Genomic DNA, 21,324 nt, shown 5'->3' with positions numbered 1-21,324 from the left:
TCCTTAAGCCTTAGCGCATATCGCGTTCGACACCAGACAGACTCGCCTGGAAAGCCTCACGCGCAAACGAGCGCTCCATGTAATCAAGCAGCGGCTTGGCAGGCCGCGGCAGTTCTATACCCAGAATCGGCAATCGCCAGAGTATTGGCAATAGGCAGCAATCCACCAGGCTTTGTTCCTCACTGAGGAAAAACGGCTTGTCGGCGAACAACGGCGACACGCCGGTCAGGCTTTCGCGCAGCTCTTTACGAGCCACGACACGGGCTGCTTCCTTGGACCGGGAATCCAGGATCAGATCCACCAGACCACACCAGTCACGCTGAATACGATGAATCAGCAGACGGCTGTTGGCACGCGCCACTGGATAAACCGGCAGTAAAGGCGGGTGCGGGTAACGCTCATCCAGATATTCCATCACCACGGTCGACTCCCACAACGCCAGGTCACGATCGACCAGGGTGGGCAAGCTGCCGTAAGGGTTCACTTCAATCAGTTTAGGCGGCTGGCGACCAGCTTCCACGTAAATGATCTCGGCGCTGACACCCTTCTCTGCAAGTACGATACGCACTCGGTGGGAATAGTGGTCGGCGGGGTCGGAGTAACAGGCCAACCGATTGGTCACGCCCATGGCGGTCCTCCTCGCTTGTTGAAATTATCGGAAACGGAAAAACGCGCGCGCCCAGAGGGCGCCTCCCGTAACGCCTGGATCACCAGGCTCGTTACACCTTCAGAGACGCCCTTGGGCGCGCGCGATTGACAGCAATTTTACAGAAATATCAATGGACGTCTTTCCAGTATTCACGCTTGAGCAAGTATGCGAATACGAAGAAGAACGCCAGGTACAGCAACACATAGGTACCGATGCGCTGATGCTGCAGCTTCACCGGGTTGGCCGAGTAGGCCAGGAAGGTCACCAGATTCTTGACCTTCTCGTCGAACTGCTCTTCGTTCAGCGTGCCGGTTTTCGGCAGTATGGTCAGCTGGTCGCAGGCTTCATGAGTCAAAGCCGTGCCGGTCAGCGGATCGTATTGCTTCTTGCCGTCTTCGACGATTTGAACTTGTTTACAGCCTACCACCTGACGCCCCTGCAGGCCGACCAGAACGTTAGGCATCCCGACGTTCGGGAACACCTTGTTGTTCACGCCCCAAGGACGCGATGGGTCTTCGTAGAAAGATTTCAGGTAACCGTAGAGCCAGTCAGTGCCACGAACGCGGGCGACCAGGGTCAGGTCGGGCGGCGCCGCACCGAACCAGGCCTTGGCGTCAGCCGGCTGCATGCCGATGCTCATGTGGTCGCCGATCTTGGCGCCGGTGAACACCAGATTGCCGAGCATCAGATCATGGGGAATACCCAGATCATCGGCGACACGCTCATAGCGCTGGAACTTGGCGCTGTGGCAGCCCATGCAGTAGTTGGCGAACGTACGCGCGCCGTCCTGCATGGCCGCTTTGTCGGATACGTCGATATCGACCTTTTCCAACTCGGGAGCGCCAGCTGTCGAGGCGAACGAGAACACAGGCATCGCCGCAAGAATCAGTACAGCAAATAGCTTTTTCATCAGCCAGTCACCCTTTCCGGAACCGGTTTGGTCTTCTCGAGCCTGGTGTAGAACGGCATCAGAATGAAGTAGGCGAAGTACAGAAAAGTACATACCTGCGACAGCAATGTCCGACCAGGGGTTGGGGCCAATACGCCCAGCACGCCCAGGATCACGAACGAAATGCAGAACACCCAGAGCCAGATTTTGCTCATCCAGCCTTTGTAGCGCATCGACTTGACGGGGCTGCGGTCCAGCCATGGCAGGACGAACAGCACAGCGATGGCCGCGCCCATGGCGATAACGCCCAGGAGCTTGTCCGGAATCGCCCGCAGAATCGCGTAGAACGGTGTGAAGTACCAGACCGGAGCGATGTGCTCTGGCGTCTTGAAGGCGTTCGCCACTTCAAAGTTCGGCTTCTCGAGGAAGTAACCACCCATTTCCGGGAAGAAGAACACGATCGAGCAGAAGATGAACAGGAACACCACCACGCCGACGATATCTTTCACGGTGTAGTACGGGTGGAAGGCAATGCCGTCCAGGGGTACACCGTTTTCGTCTTTGAATTTCTTGATGTCCACGCCGTCCGGGTTGTTCGAACCGACTTCGTGCAGCGCCAGAACGTGCAGCACCACCAGACCGAGGATCACAATCGGCAAGGCAACAACGTGCAGGGCGAAGAAGCGGTTCAGGGTGATACCGGAAATCAGGTAGTCACCACGGATCCACTGGGTCAGGTCGTCGCCGATGACCGGGATCGCACCGAACAGCGAGATGATCACCTGGGCACCCCAGTAGGACATCTGACCCCACGGCAGCAGGTAACCCATGAAGGCTTCAGCCATCAGCGCCAGATAGATCAGCATGCCGAAGACCCACACCAGCTCACGCGGCTTCTGGTACGAACCGTAGAGCAAGCCACGGAACATGTGCAGATAGACCACGACGAAGAACGCCGAGGCGCCGGTGGAGTGCAGCAGACGCAGGATCGAGCCGTACTCGACGTCGCGCATGATGTATTCGACGGAAGCAAACGCCTCTTCCGCCGACGGGGTGTAGCTCATGGTCAGCCAGACACCGGTAACGATCTGGTTGACCAGAACGAGCAGCGCGAGGGAGCCAAAGAAATAGAAGAAGTTGAAGTTCTTCGGGGCGTAGTACTTGCTGAGATGGTCTTCCCACATTTTGGTCGCGGGAAAGCGCGCATCAACCCAATCCATGAACTTGCTCATCACGCTTTCTCCGTATCGACGCCAACGACAATGATGTCATCGGTCTCATAGGAATGCGGGGGAACTGGCAGGTTCAAAGGCGCAGGTTGCGACTTGTAGACGCGGCCAGCCAGATCGTAGTGGGAACCGTGGCAAGGGCAGAAATAACCACCTACCCAGTCCTTGCCCAGATCCGCAGGTGCCACTTCTGGACGGAAGGTCGGCGAGCAACCCAGGTGCGTGCAGATACCGATCAGCAGCAGAACCTCTGGCTTGATCGAACGCGTTTCCGGGTCGACATAGGTCGGTTGTGTCGAGTTCTTGGAGGTCGGGTCAGACAGCTGGCCCTCGATCTTTTTCAGATTCCCCAGGATTTCCTCGGTACGGCGGACAATGAACACCGGCTGACCGCGCCACTCAGCAATCATCTGCTGGCCTGGCTCGATTTTGCTGACATTCACCTTCACCGGTGCACCTGCGGCTTTCGCCTTGGCACTGGGAAACCATGACCCCACGAACGGGACCGCAGCCCCCACCGCTCCTGCAGCACCCACCACGGATGTGGCTGCTACCAAGAAGCGACGCCGGCCTGCATTCACGCCGTCATTGCTCATTCAGTCCTCTCCCATCAGCTTTGTGGCCTGTTAAATCAGGCGTCTACTAAGTAAAAATCTGAACTTATAAAAATTTTGCCGAATGGTAATGAAAAGCCCCAATTCTGACAAGGTAATTACCGAGGGGCTCCACTGCCAAGCCTTGCAGTATAGGGCTTCTACGGCTGTGGCAAGTTGTCACAGAGCAATTCTTTGATAAGTCGCGCCCATAAAAAAACGCCCAGCTTCGCGAGGAAACTGGGCGTTCTTTTTGAACGTAAAAGCGAATTAACGCTTCGAGTACTGCGGACGCTTACGCGCTTTACGCAGACCAACTTTCTTACGTTCAACTTCACGTGCATCGCGAGTAACGAAGCCAGCTTTGCGCAGAGCGCCACGCAGGGTTTCGTCGTACTGCATCAGTGCGCGAGTGATACCGTGGCGGATTGCGCCAGCTTGACCACTTACACCACCACCGATCACGGTGACGTAGATGTCGAATTTCTCGACAGTCTCAGTCAGTTCCAGCGGCTGACGAACTACCATGCGGGCAGTTTCGCGGCCGAAGAAATTTTCCAGGGTGCGGTTGTTGATGGAGATGTTACCAGTACCCGGACGCAGGAAAACGCGTGCGGTTGCGGTCTTGCGACGGCCAGTGCCGTAATTTTGAGTCGCCGACATAATGAACTATTCCGTTAAAACTTCAGTTCTTGGGGCTGCTGAGCAGTATGAGGGTGTACAGCGCCCGCATAGACTTTCAGCTTACGATACATGTCGCGACCCAGCGGGTTCTTAGGCAGCATGCCTTTGACCGCGGTCTCGATCACGCGCTCAGGGGCTTTAGCAATCAGCTTTTCGAAGTTGATCGACTTGATGCCGCCCGGGAAACCGGAGTGGGAGTAGTAGATTTTGTCGGTGGTTTTAGCACCGGTTACACGAATCTGCTCGGCATTGATAACGACGATGTAATCGCCGGTGTCAACGTGAGGAGTGTACTCAGCTTTATGCTTGCCACGCAGACGGCTCGCGATTTCGGTGGCCAGACGACCCAGGGTCTGACCTGCAGCGTCGACGACAAACCAGTCGCGCTGTACTGTTTCCGGTTTAGCAGTAAAAGTTTTCATTCTTTATAGCCTCAGGGGCCGCCCTGTAAATTAGACGGCGGATCTTACTGAATAGTGCGTACTTTGACAAGTCAAAGGCAGCCGGATACAGACGCTTTCGGGGGCTCGGGTCGGCGCGTCCGTTCAACGGCAAGATTCTTCGGCGGCGGCGCATCACTTCCACTGCAGAAAGAGGTGCGCAATTATGCAGATTGCGAAAAATAATTCAACCTGCTTTTATGATTGTTTTGCCCAAGGAGCACCCGATGGACTATCGCCAGCTAGGCCGAACCAATCTGAACGTGAGCGCCATCTGCCTCGGAACCATGACCTGGGGCGAGCAAAACAGCAAGGCTGAAGCCTTCGCCCAGATTGAACGGGCCAAAAGAGCCGGGATCAATTTCATCGATACTGCCGAGATGTACCCGGTGCCGCCCAAGGCCGAAACCTACGCCACCACCGAGCGCTACATCGGCAATTACTTCAAAAGCCGCGGTGATCGCGCCGACTGGATCCTGGCCAGCAAGATCGCCGGCCCCGGCAACACCATCGACTACATCCGCGACAAAAACCTGCGGCACAACCGCCAGCACATCACCGAAGCCGTGGACGCCAGCCTCAAGCGCTTGCAGACCGACTACATCGACCTCTACCAGTTGCATTGGCCGGAACGCAGCACCAACTTCTTCGGCCAGCTCGGTTACAAACACCAGACCGAAGCCAACCTCACGCCGCTGGAGGACACCCTCGAAGCGCTGGACGAGCAGGTCAAGGCCGGCAAGATCCGCCACATCGGCCTGTCCAATGAAACGCCATGGGGCACCATGCGCTTCCTCGCCCTGGCCGAAGCCCGTGGCTGGCCGCGCGCCGTGTCGATCCAGAACCCGTACAACCTGCTCAACCGCAGCTTCGAAGTCGGTCTGGCGGAAATCGCTATCCGCGAACAGTGCGGCTTGCTCGCCTATTCGCCGCTGGCGTTCGGTTTCCTGTCGGGCAAGTACGAAGGTGGCGCGCGTCCGCCTAAAGGCCGCCTGAGCCTCTACAGCCGCTTCAGCCGCTATTTCAACCCGCAGTCGGAAGCAGCGTGCAGCCGTTATGTCGCACTGGCGCGTGAACACGGCCTGGACCCGGCGCAAATGGCGTTGGCGTTTGTAACCCAGCAGCCATTTGTGACCAGCAACATCATTGGCGCGACGACGATGGAGCAGCTTGAAAGCAATTTAGCGAGCTTCGAGCTGAAACTGTCGGATGAAGTACTGGAGGGGATCGAGGCGATTCACAAGGATCACCCGAACCCAGCACCTTGATTGATTCATAGACCCCATCGCGAGCAAGCTCGCTCCCACAGGTTTTGCGCAATACCTGTGGGAGCGAGCCTGCTCGCGAAGGCGGTCTAACGATCACGCTGCATTACAGCGACCGCGCAATAATCTCCTTCATGATTTCATTGGTCCCGGCATAAATCCGCTGCACCCGCGCATCCGCCCACGCCCGGGCGATCGGGTATTCCCACATGAAACCGTAACCGCCATGCAACTGCACGCACTCGTCGAGCACCTTGCATTGCAGGTCGGTGCCCCAATACTTGGCCATCGCCGCGGTCGGCACGTCGAGCTTGCCTTGCAGGTGCAGTTCCAGACAGCGATCGACGAAGACCCGACCGATCTGAATCTCGGTCGCCATCTCCGCCAGTTTGAAGCGGGTGTTCTGGAAGTCGGCAATTGCCTTGCCGAAGGCCTTGCGCTCGCGGGTGTAATCCAGCGTCCATTGCAACGCAGCTTCAGCCGAAGCAAGCCCGCCGATGGCAACGGTAAGACGCTCTTGAGGCAATTCCTGCATCAGGTACGCGAAGCCCATCCCGGCCTGCCCCAACAGGTTTTCCTTGGGCACCCGAACGTCCTGGAAGAACAGTTCCGAGGTGTCCTGAGCCTTCATGCCGACTTTTTCCAGACGCTTGCCCTTGGCGAAGCCTGGGGTGTTGGCTTCCACCAGAAACAGGCTGGTGCCTTTCGCGCCAGCCTTCGGATCGGTCTTGGCCACGACAATCACCAGGTCAGCGAGAAAGCCGTTGGTGATGAACGTCTTCGAACCGTTGATCACATACTCGTCGCCATCGAGCACCGCGGTGGTTTTCACCCCTTGCAGGTCGGAACCGGCACCAGGCTCGGTCATGGCAATCGCCGTGACCATCTCGCCAGACACCAGCTTCGGCAGGTATTTGTGTTTCAGCGCTTCACTGCCGTAATGCAGGATGTAAGGCGCGACAATGTCCGAATGCAGCGAAAAACCGATACCGGTCAAGCCGAGACGCCCCACCTCTTCGATCACCACTGCACTGTAGAGAAAGTCCGCTGCTAGCCCGCCGTACTCTTCCGGCAGGTGCGAACAGAGCATTCCCGCCTCCCCTGCCTTGTTCCAAAGTTTACGGTCGATATAGCCCTGCTTCTCCCATTGCCCGTGAAACGGCACCGCTTCTTTTTCGAGGAACGTTCGCACGCTGTCGCGAAAAAGTTCGTGCTCGGAGCTGAACAAGGTTCTGGGGATCATGCGGCACCTGTCGTTATTGTTAGCCGGAATTGACCTTCAGAGACTATGCCTCGCATCCGACACAGGACACTGGACACATCAGACAAAAAATAAGACGATCCAGCCGTCTGGTGACCACTTTCCCCTATAAGAATAAAGTTGAATTATGTCCAACCAAGTCTCCACGCCCTTGCGGCGCGTCAGCATCCTGGCTATCGACCGGGTTTTCGCTTCCACCCTCATGCAAGCCAAGGATTTCTTCCACCTGGCCAGCCTGCGTTACGGCAAACAACTGGGCCAAGGCCTGACTCCGGCGTTCGAAACCCGCCTGGTCAGCCCCGACGGCAAACCGGTGAACAGCTTCAGTGACGTGATCATGCCGGTGGACGGCGGCCTGGAAAACGCCGACATCATTGTCCTTCCAGCCTTCTGGGACGATTTCGACACCCTTTGCCAACGCTACCCACAGGTCCTGCCCTGGCTGCGTCAGCAACATGCTCGCGGCGCAGTACTCTGCGGCGAAGCCACCGGGGTGTTCTGGCTCGCCGAGGCCGGGTTGCTAGACGGCAAGGAAGCGACCACCTACTGGCGCTTCTTCAACGCCTTCGCCGAGCGCTTCCCACGGGTTCAGCTCAATCAGGACAAGCACCTGACCGATGCCGACAACCTGTATTGCGCGGGCGGTACCACGTCGGCCTGCGACCTTTACATCTACCTGATCGAACGCTTCTGCGGCGCCAACGTGTCCCAGGCCGTGGCGCGGGACATTCTTTATGAAGTGCAGCGCAGCTACTCGCCAGGAAGAATCGGTTTCGGCGGTCAGAAGCTGCACCAGGATGTGATCATCCTGCAGATCCAGCACTGGCTCGAAGAACACTTCGCCGACAAATTCCGCTTCGAAGACGTGGCTCGCGAACACGGCATGAGCATCCGCAATTTCATGCGGCGCTTCCAGACCGCCACCGGCGACAAGCCGCTGCATTACCTGCAACGACTGCGTATCGAGACGGCCAAAGGCTTGCTGTCCGGCAGCCGCAAGAGCATCAAGACCATCAGCTATGAAGTCGGTTACGACGATGCGAGCTTCTTCGCTCGGCTATTCCGCCAGCACACCGAGCTGTCGCCGAACCAGTATCGGCAGCAGTTCCAGCAAGCTGCCTGATACAACAGAGATTCAATGTGTGGGAGCGAGCCTGCTCGCGAAGAGGTCGTCATATTCAACATCTCTGTTGACTGACACACCGCTTTCGCGAGCAGGCTCGCTCCCACAAGGATTCTGCGGTGAACGAAAAAGGGCCTGCATTTGCAGGCCCTTTTTCATTTCCGAATCGCCCTACGGCTTGTGCGCCCGGGACAGGAATTCGTGAGACTGCATTTCCAGCAAACGACTCAGGGTGCGCTGGAACTCGAAGTTCAAGCGACCGCCGGTGTAGAGGTCTTTGAGCTCGACTTCAGCAGAAATGATCAGCTTCACGTTACGGTCGTAGAACTCGTCGACCATGTTGATAAAGCGTCGGGCGATGTCGTCGGTGGTGACGCTCATTTGCTCGACACCGCTGAGCAACACGGCGTGGAAGATCTTGCCCAACTCGATGTAATCGTTCTGGCTGCGCGGGCCATCACAGAGTTCGCGGAAGTCGAACCAGGCCACGTCATCACAGGTGCGCAGGGCACGGATTTCGCGGTTCTCGATCATCAGCACGTCGTTTTCGATGGCTGCCGTGCATTCCGGCGTCAGGGCGCGGAAGCTCTTGCGCAAACTTTCGTGGGATTCATCGTCGAGCGGGAAGTGAAACAGCTCCGCTTGTTCAAGGTGGCGCAGACGATAATCGACGCCGCTGTCGACATTGACGATGTCGGTGTTCTGCTTGATCAGCGCAATGGCCGGCAGGAAGCGCGCACGTTGCAGGCCGTCCTTGTACAGACCGTCCGGCACGATGTTCGAGGTCGCGACCAGGGTCACGCCGTTCTTGAACAGCTCTTCCATCAACGTGCCGAGGATCATCGCGTCGGTGATGTCGGACACGAAGAATTCATCGAAGCAAATCACCCGGGCCTCGTCGGAAAAGCGCTTGGCAATGATGGTCAGCGGGTTTTTCTCGCCACCGAGGGTCTTCATCTCTTCGTGCACGCGCTTCATGAAGCGGTGGAAGTGAGTGCGGACCTTTTCCTTGAACGGCAACGCTTCGAAGAAGGTGTCTACCAGATAGGTCTTGCCGCGACCGACGCCACCCCAAAAGTACAGACCCTTGACCGGCGCCGCGTCTTTCTTGCCAAACAGTTTGCCGAACAGACCCGGTTTGCTGTGCGAGGCCGCGACCAGATCGTCGTACAGGCGCTGCAAATGGCGCACCGCAGTTTCCTGCGCAGCGTCATGGAAGAATTCCGGGCGTTTCAGATCAGCTTGATATCGTTCTAGGGGCGTCATAATTCGTTAGCAAGGCAACAAAAACGGGCCGTCACTGTAGCGACGGCCCGTGGGAATGGCAATCGGCCCTTGGTCGGGCCGAGCCGCTGATTTATTCCTGAACCGGCGTCAGAGCAACCCGCAGGGTGTCGATGGCGACATCGCGAGCCGCACCGTCAGCGAAGGCCGGGCTGTCGGCAACGCACTCGCCTTCCAGCCAGACGCTGAAACTCAGGTCTTCGTTGCGCACGTCCAATGGCTGACCCGATTGCAGTTGCTTGGTCACCTGGCCTGCGGTTTTACCGTCGGCGAAGTTGCGCGACAGCAGCAGTTGCTCGCCGTCGGCCGCCAGCAGACGGAAGCGGAAACTGCCGTCGTCTTCGCGGAAACTGACAAAGCGCGCGGCTTTCGCGACTTTCTTCTTGGTGGTGGTCGCGACCTGGGTCTGAGCGACGAAAGAACGCAGACCAACCGCTTCACGCAGTTCATGAAGGAACGGTGTCGCCACCGAACGAGCCTTTTTGGCGCCGACCTGCAGGATGTCTTCCAGGTCCGCCGGGCGTTCGATCAGCTGGTGATAGCGCTCGCGGGACTCGCCCAACTCGTTATCCAGCAGCTGGAACAGACGATTCTTCGCCTCGCCCCAACCCAGCCCCTGCAACAATTCGCTGCTGAACTCGTCGGACTGCGCCGGTGTGGCGAAGGCCTGGAACAAGGTGAACAGGTGCGAGTTATCCGGATCCTTCGCCTCGCCCGGCGCACGGGAGTCGGTGACGATCCGCGAAATCGCGTCCTTCATTTCCTTGGCGCTGCTGAACAACGGAATGGTGTTGTCGTAGCTCTTCGACATCTTGCGACCGTCGAGGCCTGGCAGCGTGGCGACGCTTTCTTCGATCAGCGCCTCGGGCATGGTGAAGAATTCTTTGCCCTGACCGAACAGATGGTTGAAGCGCTGGCCGATGTCACGGGCCATTTCCACGTGCTGGATCTGGTCACGACCGACCGGCACCTTGTGGGCGTTGAACATCAGAATGTCCGCGGCCATCAGCACCGGGTAGCTGTACAAGCCCATGGTGATGCCGGCGTCCGGGTCTTCGCCGGTTTCGACATTCTTGTCCACCGAGGCCTTGTAGGCGTGGGCGCGGTTGAGCAGGCCCTTGGCAGCAACGCAGGTCAGCAGCCAGGTCAGCTCTGGGATTTCCGGGATGTCGGACTGGCGATAGAAGGTTACGCGGTCCACATCCAGGCCACCGGCCAGCCAGGTCGCGGCGATTTCCAGACGCGAGCGCTGGATGCGCAGCGGGTCATCGCATTTGATCAGGGCGTGGTAGTCGGCCAGGAAGTAGAACGAATCGGCATTGCTGTCACGGCTGGCGATGATCGCCGGGCGGATGGCGCCGGCGTAGTTGCCCAGGTGCGGCGTGCCGGTGGTGGTGATGCCGGTGAGGATACGGGTACGAGTCGTCATGGGTAATCGCTTGTCAGACTGCAATCAATTCGAAAGACGCGGCAGGATCAGATCCTTGAGATCGGTCAGCTTGCCATGAAAAAAGTGTCCGCATTCTGCCACTTTCAGCAGCTCATGGGGGCGCTCGAGTTTCGAGGACCAGTCGTAGACAGCTTGCGGATCGATGACTTCGTCGGTTTCCGGCTGGATCAGGGTCAGCTCGCCTTGCTGCGGCAGTTGATCCTGATCGCCCAGACGCATCACCGCAGGCGCGACCATGAACAGGTGCTTGAGCTGCTCACCCTTGGCTTCCAGACGTCCACCGAGACTTGCTGCAACAAAACCGCCGAAGGAGAAACCGAACAGGGTCAGCGGCAAGTTAGGATGTTTGGCCCGCAGCCACTCGGCGACCGCTTGAGCATCGTCAACTTCACCCGTGCCCATGTCGTGGGTGCCTTCGCTGGCACCCACGCCACGATAATTGAAGCGCACAGTAATCAAACCGGCGTCACGCGCAGTGCGCTGCAAGGTCGAGACGACTTTGTTGAGCATGGTGCCGCCCTGCACCGGGTTCGGGTGGCAGATCAGCGCCAGGCCGCGGGGCTGTTCGTTATCCAGGCCCTTGTTTTCCAAATACAGGGCTTCCAGTTGGCCGACCGGGCCATCAATCACTACAGGGGTTTCGCGCATAAGCAAGGAAGGAACTCCGTGACCTCGAATCGGGTCGACTCGTCTAGCAAATTGTCTGTGCCAATCTATTGCGAGTGAATCGCGGTATACAGCGCAGGTTCGAGCCGTTAACGTAAAGCAAAGCCGTTTATAGAGGAAGGACTCGTGGAACACTCGCTCTTAGTTTGGTTGTTGCCGACTCTTGCCCTGGTTGTGGGTGTCGCCATTGGTTTCCTGATCGCTCGCCTGGTGCCGAATGCCGCGCCTAGCAGCACACAACGTCAGCTGGATGACGTTCAGGAACGTTTCGACAGTTATCAGAACGAGGTGGTTACCCACTTCAACAGCACTGCAACACTGGTCAAGAAGCTGACTCAGAGCTATCAGGAAGTGCAGGATCACCTCGCCGAGGGTGCCAACCGCCTGGCCCTGGACGAGCAAACCCGCCAACGCCTGCTGGCCTCGCTGCACGCCGATGCGGCAGCCGCCCCACGGGAACGCCTGACGCCGCCGCGCAATCAGGAGCCACCTCGCGACTACGCCCCCAAAGCCCCGAACGCACCGGGCATGCTCGATGAGCATTACGGCCTGAAGAAGTAATCAGGTTTCGCGCGACATGAAAAAGCCCTCGGATGAGTGATCGTCCGAGGGCTTTTTTACGCCTGGGGTTCAGTCAGACGATTATGGATACTGCTGAACAGTGCCTTGCTGCTGGCCGCCATACTGCTGACCCGGAATCGCCTTCAGGTTGACCTCGACCCGACGGTTCTGCGCCCGGCCATTGACGTCGCCGTTATTGGCAATCGGGTTATCCGGCCCGGCACCGCGAGCCGACAGGTTGGCACCGCTCACGCCTTGCGACGTCAGGTAAGTCGCCACGCTCTGGGCGCGACGCTGGGACAGGTCCATGTTGTGCTGGCGGCTGCCGGTGCTGTCGGTGAAACCGACGATCTCGATCTGGTTCTGACTGAACTCCTTGAGCGAGCCTGCCAGATTGTTCAACGGCTGATAGAAACCCGACGCGATGTTCGCCGAATCGGTGGCGAAGGTGATGTTACCCGGCATGATCAGTTTGATCTGATCACCCTGGCGCTGCACTTCCACCCCGGTGTTGGCCATGCTGGCGCGCAGCTTTTTCTCTTGCTGGTCGGCGTAATAACCGTAACCGGCGGCGGAAGCACCCACCACCGCAGCGCCAATCAGCGCGCCCTTGCCACGGTTATCGTGACCGATGGCGGCACCGGCCAAAGCACCGGCCAGAGCGCCGAGGCCACCGTATTTAGCGGTTTTGCTCATGCCCGTGGAACCACCGTCGGCCTGGCCCTGGTTGTCGTAAGGGTTAGGCGAGGCGCAGCCAGACAGCAAGGCCACAGCCGTAGCGACAATAATCAAACGCTGCTTGGTGAACATGAAGAGCTCCTACTTTTTGCATTCTGTGGTGCAACGGACTAAGGCATTAAACCTTTGCGGGTGTTGGATCATTGCGGATGAAAATAATTCCGCGGCGTGCCCACACAACTGCACAAATCAGGCCCGCACAAAAGGGTTCTCGCGCATTTCATCGCCCAGACGTGTGTCCGGACCATGCCCGGTCACAACCGTCGCCTCTTCATCGAGGGTGTACAGCCGCTGCTTGATCGACCGCACGATGGTCGCCTGATCACCACCCCACAAATCCGTGCGCCCTACCCCGCGACGAAACAACGTGTCACCGGCAATCAGCAGCTTAGCCTCTGAAAACCAAAAGCTCATGGAACCCGGCGTATGACCCGGTGTGTGCAACGCCACGCCGCAGCCGCAGGCCAGTTCTTCATCATCGGCCAACCAGCGATCCGGCGGCGGCACCGGCGTGTAGGGCACACCGAACATCTGGCACTGCATCTCCAGGTTGTCCCAGAGAAATTGATCTTCTTTATGCAGGTGCAGGGTTGCACCGGTTTTTTCCTTCAACTGACCGGAAGCCAGGAAGTGATCGAGGTGCGCGTGGGTGTGAATGATGCTGACCACCTTCAGGCCCAGTGCGTCGAGCCGCGCGAGGATCAGTTCGTGATTACCGCCCGGATCAACGACGATGGCCTTTTTGGTGATCGGGTCGCCGATGATCGTGCAGTTGCACTGCAAAGGGCCGACGGGGAAGGTTTCGCGGATGAGGACTGTATTCGGGGTTTGCATGGGTTTAATCCTGGTGCCAAGGCTGGGTACTGCGGTTATGATCCGCAAAATTGATAGGTTATCCTCGCGCCGCGCCTATTTTGAAACAAGACGGCAGGAAGCCAATGCCTGGTTCAAACGATTCTTGAAGCGGTATTTGTAACGCTCAGCCTAAAAAGGATAATCCCATGCAAGAAGACTATCTCCTTCGTCAGGAAATTAAAGGTATTGAAGCCTGGGCACAGGTCTGAACCATGCCTGAGATCCCGGTAGACTTCAGCTGTAAAACGACCTGCGCGTTTGTGGCAGGACGCGAGCACCTCAGAACTCAAACGCCTTGCCAGGACTATGTCGCGGCCAGAGAGTCCAACGAAGTGACGTGCATTTCATTGGCCGATGGGGCTGACTCCAGAGCCAGATCCGACATCGGCGCCCAAGTAGCGGTCACGGCCACCCTGGCCTTTGTCTGCAAAAACTTTGAAAGCCTCTGGCAAAACATGGACAAACACAACGCGAAGGCAGCCCAGCGACTGGTTAATCGCTGCCTGGACGCGTTCAGACGCAAATCTGCAAAGCTTGGCGGCGATATCAACGACCTGGCCTGTACCTTGTCGTTCGTCGCTTACTCACGAGGCCGCTACCTGGCAGGCCACTTGGGCGATGGCGTCATCGCAAGCGTTGACGCGGACGGACAACTTCAGGCCCTTTCTCATCCAGAAAATGGCGAGTTCGCCAATACCACCCTGTTTCTGACTGATCATAAAGCGGCGTCGCGGCTCAGGTTGTACCGTGGGCAAATCGAAGCCACGACTGGCTTCGCGATCATGAGCGACGGCACCGCGCAAAGTCTCTATGACAAATCCAGCGGCGTCCCCGCCCCGGCGATCCAAAAGCTGCTGGAGTGGAATGCAACGTTGCCCAGAAAAAAAATGAGGGAAGTATTGGGTGACAACTTGCAACAGTCCATTGCCAATAAAACCGGAGATGACTGCTCCATAGGCTTACTGTCGATCCTGAAGCACTCCATCGACGTGGGGCAGACATCCGGAGTGACTGTCTCAGAGGAGAAATGACCGAAAACCTCTGATCGCAAGGCCCAACTTGTTTCGGAGGTCTTCAAACGGTGATTACTGCAACACACCCAACTCTTTCGCCCTGGCGACCGCTTGCGTTCGCCGCTCCACCCCAAGCTTGCTGTTGATATGGCTGGCATGGGTTTTCACCGTGTGCAGCGAGATAAACAGCTGATCGCTGATTTCCTGATTTGAACAACCCTGGGCGATCAGGCGCAGGACGGCCATTTCCCGCGTACTGAGTTGTTCCGCCGCGGCGGATGACTCCGCTGCGGGACGGGCTGCCACCGTCGGAAGTTTTTCTGAAAGGCTCTGAGACACGGGCGTCGGCGCACCGAGTTGAAGTTGGTTACGTAGCCAGTCAGGATGTTCAGCCAACAACCTGTCAAACGGTTGCAACACGCCACCGGCCGCCGCTTCCAGCGCCTGACCAAGGGCCTTGCGGGCTTCGGGTTCGCGTCCGCCCCCCAGCAATAACGTCACTTTCTGAGTCAGTGCCATCACGCTGAGCAGCTGCCTGCCGGTTTGCTGCCCATGCTCAAGCAACGCATTCAATCGTCCTTCGGCCAGCATCGGCTGCCCTTGAATGACCTCCAGCAAGGCCTGTTGCAACTCGATATGCAACGGCAGTTGCGGATGGAACTCCGGAGGGGCTGCCGCGTGTTCGCCGTTGTAGGTCTGGCCCAAGCGAGCGAGCCAGGCTTCGGCCAGGTCGGTACGCCCCTGAGCCAGCCAGAGTTCGCATTTGACCAGCGTGATCATCGCCAGGTAGTAGATTGGTGGCACGTCCCAGATGTGCATCAGGCGCTCGGCTTCGGCGAGTTCGGCGAAGGCTTTGGCGAATTCGCCGCTGCTGCCCTCAAGCCTGGCGATCACGCAGTGACCGATCAATACGCTGATATCACGACAGGCGCGTGCTTCATTCAAGCCGGCTTGCAAGCGTGCCCGCGCGGCTTGGGGCTGCAAGCGCAGGGCTAGCAAAAAGCCTTCGTACAAAATCAGTCGGGCGCGCACTGCATAGAGCCGTTGCGGGGATAACCGTTGCAGGCGTTGCAGCCCCTGGCGCACTTCATCCAGCGCACGAAGGATTTCCCCTCGTGCTTGCAGCACGCGAGCGCGGTCGTAGTGGGCCAGCGCTTCGAACAGCGGGTTGCCGACCCGTTGCGCCAACTCCAGAGATTCACGGTTCAACCCGCGCGCACGCCACAAATCGCCGTCGGCAATGGCCAGGTTGGACAGGGTCGAGAGGCACATCAGGCGCTGCCCGTAACGTTTGGCGGGCAGGCTCTCCTGCGCTTCGGTGCAATAGAGCAGCGTCAGCTCGCGATTGCCGCGTCCGCGAGCGATGATCCCGCTCAGGGCCAGCCATTGCGCCAGCATGGATTTCTGCGCAGTGGCCGACGGGGCCGGCAGGAAGCGGCTCAAATGACTGGCCAGCTCCTCGGCGGCGTCCAGCTGACAGGCCAGCCCCAGCGCCCAGCTGTACAGCACGATCAACCGTGGCGTGCTGATCAGCAGGCTGTCGGGCAAGTCCATTTTCCAGCGCAGCAACATGCCGACGTTCTGCTCGGCCAACAGTTGTTCTTCGGAGAGGTTCTGCACCAGGTTCGCCGCGACGTCCAGGTGCCCGGCGCGCAATGCCTGCTCCACCGCTTCATCGAGCAGCCCCTGGGCATTGAACCAGCGACAGGCGCGCAGGTGCAGGCTGGCCGCCGGTACCATCGCTTGCGCGGTAGGCCGGGTGCGCAACAGGTCGGAAAACAAATGGTGGTAGCGATACCAGTGACCGTTTTCATCCAGTGGCACCAGGAACACCTGATGGGCCAGCAGAAAACGCAGGATCTCGGCACTGTCATGGGCTTCGCGAACGGCATCGCACAGTTCGCTGCAAAAGCGTTCCTGAGGTGCTGTGTCGTAAAGGAATGACTGCACCTCGGCGGGCAGACAATCGATGACTTCTTCGAGCAGATAATCGCGGATCAGCCCTTCCCCGCCATGCAAGGCCTGCGGCAAAGCACCCTGGGAGCCCGCTTCAGACGCCGCCAGCAGCCAGAAACGCAGTCCGGCAACCCAACCTTCGCTACGCTGGATGAGGCTCTCCAGCGCTTCGCCGCGCAAGGAGCTGCTGTGCCGATCGAGCAGGGTCAAGGCTTCATCGTGAGTCAGGCGCAAGTCCTGTTCATTCAACTCGAGCAGTTGCCGCGACAGCCGCAGGCGCGCCAGATGCCAGTCCGGACGCTGCCGACTGGTGACCATGACCAGCAAGCCGTCAGGCAGGTGATTGAGGAAAAATTGCAGGCAGCGATCAAGAACCGGGCCCTGCGCCAGATGGTAGTCATCAAGCACCAACAGCAGGGGCGTACTCAAAGACAGGTGCACGGCCAACTCATCGAGTAAACCGTCCAGCCATTCTTCAAAAGCAAACGGTTGATGCCGCTGCCGCATTTTCAGCAGTCCCAGGGACTGGCTGCCCAGTTGCGGAAAAAAGTCCTGGAGGCCTTCGAGCAACCGCTCAAGAAAACGTCCGGGATCACTGTCTCGCGGACTCAACCCCAGCCACAGACTTTGCCAGTGAGCCGGCAAGCCCTGACAGAACTCCACTGCCAACGAACTTTTGCCAAACCCCGCCGGTGCGCTGACCAGCAACAGCCTGCCACCGAGCCCCGCACTCAGGCGCTCGCACAGACGAGGCCGCAGCACATGGCCGTCAGGCAACGGAGGCCGAAAAAAACGCCCGTCCAGTGCCGCGACGGCAACGCTTGCAGGGCCCGGGTGTGGGGACAGATCAGTCATGGCCGGCTCTTGTTTGAATGGCGGTTGGCGGCGTTGCAGATGTCCGCAGCCTAGCGGTAAACGAAGAGGGAATGAAGGTTATTGCTACAAATGGCTACAAAAAGAATACAAGCAGAAATGTCGAGCAAACCCGACAGTCACACCGCCCTCGTAGCAGCTGTCGAGCTTGCGAGGCTGCGTCCGGCTGCGAAGCAGTCGTAAAACCTGAATGCAAGGTTGTCCTGAAACACCGCAGCGTTTGACTTCACGACTGCTGCGCAGCCGGACGCAGCCTCGCAGGCTCGGCAGCTGCTACAACGGATTGTTATGGCCATACAAAAAAAACGCCCCGAACCAGTCGGGGCGTTTTTCGAGGATGCGGCCTCTGTTCAGGGCAGCTTAGCGAACACCATCCTGGCGCAGAGCCGCCGGAGTGAAGTCGCTGGTGGTGGCAGTGAAGCCAAAGTCATACGCCGATTTCTCTTCGTTCTTCATGCCCAGCGCCAGGTAGCGGCCCGATTGCAGGTCGTACAAGGTTTCCAGGGTGTACCACGGCACTTGAACGTTGTAGTAGTTCTGGGAGTGAGCTTCCGCCACACGCCACAGTTGATTACGACCGTCGTAGTGGTCGATCACGGCCGCTTGCCAGGTGTCTTCGTCGATGTAGAAGTCACGCTTGGCGTAGATGTGACGCTGACCTTCCTTCAAGGTAGCCACCACATGCCAGACCCGACGCAGCTCGTAACGCGCCAGGTCCTGGTTGATGTGACCGGCCTTGATGATGTCGTCGTACTTGAGTTGCGGCGAGTCGAGTTTGTAGGCGTCGGAGGCGATGTACATCTCTTTCTTGCCTTCGAGTTTCCAGTCGTAACGATCCGGTGCACCGTTGTACATGTCCAGGTTGTCGGAGGTACGCAGGCCATCGGCTGCGGTACCCGGCCCGTCATAGGACACTTGTGGTGCGCGACGCACACGACGCTGACCGGCGTTGTAGACCCACGCCGAACGTGGCTCTTTTACCTGGTCGAGGGTTTCGTGTACCAGCAGCACACCACCGGCCAGACGTGCCGGCGCGGTCACTTTCTGCTTGAAGTAGAACAGGATGTTGCCCGGGTTCGCCGGATCGTAATCCTTCATCTTGTCGCGGAACACGAACTGGTCCTGGAAGTACACCAGGCTGTACGAACCGTTCGGCTGCGGCGTGGCCTGGGTCACCAGACGGGTCACGCTGCCACCGCGATAGCGGGTGATGTGGTTCCAGATGACTTCGACGCCGGTCTTCGGAATCGGGAATGGAACTGCGGTTTCGAAGTTCTCCAGACCGTTGCCGCCAGACACCAGGTTAGTAGCGGTGGCGTTTTTCTTGATGGAGGCAAACACGGCATCCGGCACGGTCGCGCCGCGATGGGACGGGTAGACCAGCATTTTGAAGGTTTCCGGGTAGCGCTTGAACATCGCGTACTGACCCGGAGCGAGCTTATCCTTGTACTGGTCGACGTTCTGCGCCGTGATGGTGAACAGCGGCTTTTCACTGGCGAACGGGTCGGACAGGAAGCCTTTGCCGTCGACAGCGCCGGCGTTTTTCGGCAATGGTTTCCAGGCCGGAATCGAACCGTCAGCATTGCCGGCCATTTCGGCGCCCATCGGGGTCAGGCTCTTGCCCAGTTTGTCCGCTTCAGCCGCAGGGACCGCCGCCATGACACCGGTCGCCAGCAGCGAAAGCCCCAGAACACCGATGTGGAACAGACTCTTGGTTATTTTCATAGGTGTGTTCGTCCTGATAATCAGTGCTTAGAAGTTCACGCCGAAGCTGAGCGCAACGAAGTCGCGGTCATCCACGGTGGTGTACTTGCCGTCGAAGAAGTTGGTGTACGCCAGGCTTGCGGTGTAGGTGTTCTGGTATTCGGCATCAACGCCCAGGCTGACCGCTTTGCGACCTTCCTCGAAGTTGCCGCCAGGGCCTGGCGAGTAACCGCTCACGTCATGGGACCAGGCCACGTTCGGCTTGAGGTTCACGCCGGCGAATACGCTGTTGTATTCCCAGATGGCACGACCGCGGTAGCCCCAGGAGTTTGCGGTGGTGAATCCGTCGTTTTCACAGTAGCGGCTCACGTTGTTTTGTGGTCCACCGGCCAAAGTGCCGCTGTTCAATGTCTGGCACTGACCACCTGGCAATGGACCAGGGCCGTAGCTCGGGTCACGGCCGTAACGCGCTTTGTTAGTGCTTTCCAGACCGCCAACGTGAGTAAAGCCGACCTCGCCCACCAGGGTCAGTCGCTCGGCGCCCATCACTTGGTCGAAGAAGTGAGTAAGGGTCGTCTGGAGCTGGGTCACTTCCTTGCGGCGATAGCCTTTTTGATCCGCCCCTGGCGTACCCTGGAGCACGGAAACGTTAGGGTTCAGAGGTGTCAGACCGGAAAAGAGAATGTCAGTGGTGTTGAGCTGAACCGGCGCATTCGGCCGGTAGCTGACTTCACCACTCCACGCAGTACCTGTCGGTAACGTGGTGGAGAAGCTCAAGCCATACAGGCGAATATCTTCAGGGTATTCGACGTAGTAGCTGGAGTTCCCGGCCACATTCAATGGCAACAAGGTCGGTGCCAGGTTACGCGCGACAGCGAGAGGAACACCCCTGGCCACCAGCGAGCCCACCAGGCCCGCCGCGCTGTAAGCGCTCGCCGGAGCACCTTTGCCGCTGAAAATCGGCGCACGGCTGTGGTAGTTCATGAAGTAGGCGCCGAACTCGGTGTCCAGCGGATCGAACATGTATTTGAAGGACACGCCAAATTGACCGCTGTCACGGGCATCGCGATCCGGACCGCGACGAACGATTACACCTTCATCCGGGTCACCCCAGGTCACGCCCCTGGCAGCCAGGGTGTTGATGCTGGCATTACGCAGCGAAGCCGGCAGCCCCGCAGCCGTCAATGCGCTGTTGAGTCCGTTACGGGTGCGCAGTACGGCCAGGTTGTTGTCGCAGCCATCCGAAATCACGTCCGGTTGCGAGAAGAAGGTGCCGCAGTTGTCGGTAACGGTCTGGTCCCATTCAAGCTGGTAGAAGGCTTCGGTCGAGAGGTTCTCGGTGAGGCTCTGGGACACGTAGAACATGTTGACCGGGATCAGGCCTTCCTTGATCTCGGCACCGGGGCGACGGAACGCGGACACGTCGATCGGGTTGATCGAGTTGATACCGCCGCCGATGAAGGTACTTTCACCCCAACTCACTACTTGCTTGCCCAGACGTACGGAGCCCGGCTGATCGGCAACGGAATAGTTGTGGTAGACGAAGGCGTCGAGGATCTGGCCGCCGGAGGACTTGGCGCCTTCCTTGCGGTTGCTGTCGCTGATGTCCTTGAACGGACGACTTTCGTCCTTGAGTTCAAAGTCGTACCAGTATTTGCCACGGACGAAAACGCCGGTATCGCCATATTTCAATTCAAGGTCATGGATGCCCTTGAAGATCTTGGAGAACGTTTCGCCGCTCTTGAAGTTCAGGTGACCGTCGTCGGAAGTCTGGGACAGGCCGCGGCCGCCGTTGTTGACGCCGATAAGGTTCTTGTTGGCACTTTCAGTAGACCAACTGGCACCGATCGACAGGGACGAGTCAAACTGACCTTCGATTTCACCAACGTTGAAACTGACGCCGAATGCTGGCCCGGCGAGCGTAGAGGCAAGACTGACGGCCAAAGGCAGTTTTGCCCGGCGCCAGAACTGGTTTACTGATGTCATCGACGCTACTCCATGTGCATTATTGTTATGGCAGTGAGCACTTTTAAAAACGCTGTGGATGACTGGGAGCCAAGGTGTCCCTAAGTCATTCCAAAGTTGCATCGC

At 58.4% G+C, this 21,324-nt stretch carries 19 protein-coding genes; 4 read left to right on the top strand and 15 right to left on the bottom strand.

Going from position 1 to position 21,324, the window contains the following annotated elements; translation table 11 throughout:
• Positions 1–10: 10 nt before the first annotated feature.
• The 6 genes from WLY71_RS09380 to rplM all read right to left on the bottom strand — a co-directional run bounded on the left by WLY71_RS09380 (position 11) and on the right by rplM (position 4,466).
• A complete protein-coding gene (locus WLY71_RS09380) occupies positions 11–628 on the bottom strand; it encodes a glutathione S-transferase N-terminal domain-containing protein (protein ID WP_008155978.1) in 618 nt (205 codons plus the stop codon).
• Positions 629–776: 148 nt separating this feature from the next.
• The gene (locus WLY71_RS09375; protein ID WP_347803346.1) at positions 777–1,559 is read right to left on the bottom strand and encodes a cytochrome c1; all 783 of its coding nucleotides are present in this window, start codon (positions 1,557–1,559) and stop codon (positions 777–779) included.
• Complete coding sequence (locus WLY71_RS09370) at positions 1,559–2,770, bottom strand: cytochrome b (RefSeq protein ID WP_347803345.1); 1,212 nt, start codon at positions 2,768–2,770, stop codon at positions 1,559–1,561. The genes WLY71_RS09375 and WLY71_RS09370 overlap by 1 nt, the downstream gene beginning before the upstream one ends.
• Positions 2,770–3,363 carry a ubiquinol-cytochrome c reductase iron-sulfur subunit gene (gene petA, locus WLY71_RS09365; protein WP_008060255.1) on the bottom strand — a complete coding sequence of 198 codons (594 nt, stop codon included), beginning with the start codon at positions 3,361–3,363 and terminating at the stop codon, positions 2,770–2,772. Before petA ends, WLY71_RS09370 begins: the two co-directional genes overlap by 1 nt.
• Positions 3,364–3,630: 267 nt before the next feature.
• A complete protein-coding gene (gene rpsI / locus WLY71_RS09360; RefSeq protein ID WP_003216038.1) occupies positions 3,631–4,023 on the bottom strand; it encodes a 30S ribosomal protein S9 in 393 nt (130 codons plus the stop codon).
• A 14-nt stretch (positions 4,024–4,037) separates the two neighbouring features.
• The gene (gene rplM, locus WLY71_RS09355; RefSeq protein ID WP_007905295.1) at positions 4,038–4,466 is read right to left on the bottom strand and encodes a 50S ribosomal protein L13; all 429 of its coding nucleotides are present in this window, start codon (positions 4,464–4,466) and stop codon (positions 4,038–4,040) included.
• Positions 4,467–4,711: 245 nt separating this feature from the next.
• Between rplM and WLY71_RS09350 the strand changes: the two genes are divergently transcribed.
• Complete coding sequence (locus tag WLY71_RS09350) at positions 4,712–5,752, top strand: NADP(H)-dependent aldo-keto reductase (protein ID WP_347803344.1); 1,041 nt, start codon at positions 4,712–4,714, stop codon at positions 5,750–5,752.
• A gap of 103 nt (positions 5,753–5,855) precedes the next feature.
• Here WLY71_RS09350 and WLY71_RS09345 read toward each other — a convergent pair whose 3' ends face one another.
• Positions 5,856–6,992, bottom strand: coding sequence for an acyl-CoA dehydrogenase family protein (locus WLY71_RS09345; protein WP_347803343.1), 1,137 nt, complete (start codon positions 6,990–6,992; stop codon positions 5,856–5,858).
• 244 nt (positions 6,993–7,236) lie between these two features.
• On the opposite strand from WLY71_RS09345, the gene WLY71_RS09340 reads away from it, so the two are divergent.
• Positions 7,237–8,133, top strand: coding sequence for a GlxA family transcriptional regulator (locus WLY71_RS09340; RefSeq protein WP_173860460.1), 897 nt, complete (start codon positions 7,237–7,239; stop codon positions 8,131–8,133).
• A 171-nt stretch (positions 8,134–8,304) separates the two neighbouring features.
• Here the strand turns inward: WLY71_RS09340 and zapE are convergent, their stop codons facing one another.
• From zapE to WLY71_RS09325, 3 genes are all read right to left on the bottom strand, one after another.
• On the bottom strand, positions 8,305–9,399 hold the full coding sequence (gene zapE / locus WLY71_RS09335; RefSeq protein ID WP_347803342.1) for a cell division protein ZapE: 1,095 nt from the start codon (positions 9,397–9,399) through the stop codon (positions 8,305–8,307).
• Between the two features lie 91 nt (positions 9,400–9,490).
• Positions 9,491–10,846, bottom strand: a complete 1,356-nt coding sequence (locus WLY71_RS09330; RefSeq protein WP_347803341.1) for a tryptophan--tRNA ligase — start codon at positions 10,844–10,846, stop codon at positions 9,491–9,493.
• A gap of 24 nt (positions 10,847–10,870) precedes the next feature.
• Positions 10,871–11,515, bottom strand: a complete 645-nt coding sequence (locus tag WLY71_RS09325) for an alpha/beta hydrolase (RefSeq protein WP_347803340.1) — start codon at positions 11,513–11,515, stop codon at positions 10,871–10,873.
• 144 nt (positions 11,516–11,659) lie between these two features.
• Between WLY71_RS09325 and WLY71_RS09320 the strand changes: the two genes are divergently transcribed.
• Positions 11,660–12,094 (top strand): Z-ring associated ZapG family protein, encoded by a 435-nt coding sequence (locus tag WLY71_RS09320; RefSeq protein WP_123365671.1) that lies wholly within the window; start codon positions 11,660–11,662, stop codon positions 12,092–12,094.
• A gap of 81 nt (positions 12,095–12,175) precedes the next feature.
• Here the strand turns inward: WLY71_RS09320 and WLY71_RS09315 are convergent, their stop codons facing one another.
• Complete coding sequence (locus tag WLY71_RS09315) at positions 12,176–12,904, bottom strand: YiaD family glycine zipper/OmpA-like lipoprotein (protein WP_347803339.1); 729 nt, start codon at positions 12,902–12,904, stop codon at positions 12,176–12,178.
• A gap of 117 nt (positions 12,905–13,021) precedes the next feature.
• Positions 13,022–13,666 (bottom strand): MBL fold metallo-hydrolase, encoded by a 645-nt coding sequence (locus WLY71_RS09310; RefSeq protein ID WP_347803338.1) that lies wholly within the window; start codon positions 13,664–13,666, stop codon positions 13,022–13,024.
• Between the two features lie 233 nt (positions 13,667–13,899).
• Here WLY71_RS09310 and WLY71_RS09305 point away from each other — a divergent pair, with 233 nt between their 5' ends.
• The gene (locus WLY71_RS09305) at positions 13,900–14,718 is read left to right on the top strand and encodes a PP2C family serine/threonine-protein phosphatase (protein ID WP_347803337.1); all 819 of its coding nucleotides are present in this window, start codon (positions 13,900–13,902) and stop codon (positions 14,716–14,718) included.
• Between the two features lie 54 nt (positions 14,719–14,772).
• Here WLY71_RS09305 and WLY71_RS09300 read toward each other — a convergent pair whose 3' ends face one another.
• The 3 genes from WLY71_RS09300 to WLY71_RS09290 form a co-directional block, all read right to left on the bottom strand.
• Positions 14,773–17,511 (bottom strand): winged helix-turn-helix domain-containing protein, encoded by a 2,739-nt coding sequence (locus tag WLY71_RS09300; RefSeq protein WP_347803336.1) that lies wholly within the window; start codon positions 17,509–17,511, stop codon positions 14,773–14,775.
• 378 nt (positions 17,512–17,889) lie between these two features.
• Complete coding sequence (locus WLY71_RS09295; RefSeq protein WP_347803335.1) at positions 17,890–19,254, bottom strand: DUF1329 domain-containing protein; 1,365 nt, start codon at positions 19,252–19,254, stop codon at positions 17,890–17,892.
• Positions 19,255–19,281: 27 nt separating this feature from the next.
• A complete protein-coding gene (locus WLY71_RS09290; RefSeq protein ID WP_347803334.1) occupies positions 19,282–21,219 on the bottom strand; it encodes a DUF1302 domain-containing protein in 1,938 nt (645 codons plus the stop codon).
• Positions 21,220–21,324: the final 105 nt, after the last annotated feature.

It is taken from the genome of Pseudomonas rossensis, from assembly GCF_039888995.1.
Taxonomy (GTDB): domain Bacteria; phylum Pseudomonadota; class Gammaproteobacteria; order Pseudomonadales; family Pseudomonadaceae; genus Aquipseudomonas; species Aquipseudomonas rossensis.
The sequence above is the reverse complement of the archived record's forward strand: the minus strand, read 5'-3'. Positions and strand labels throughout refer to the sequence as shown.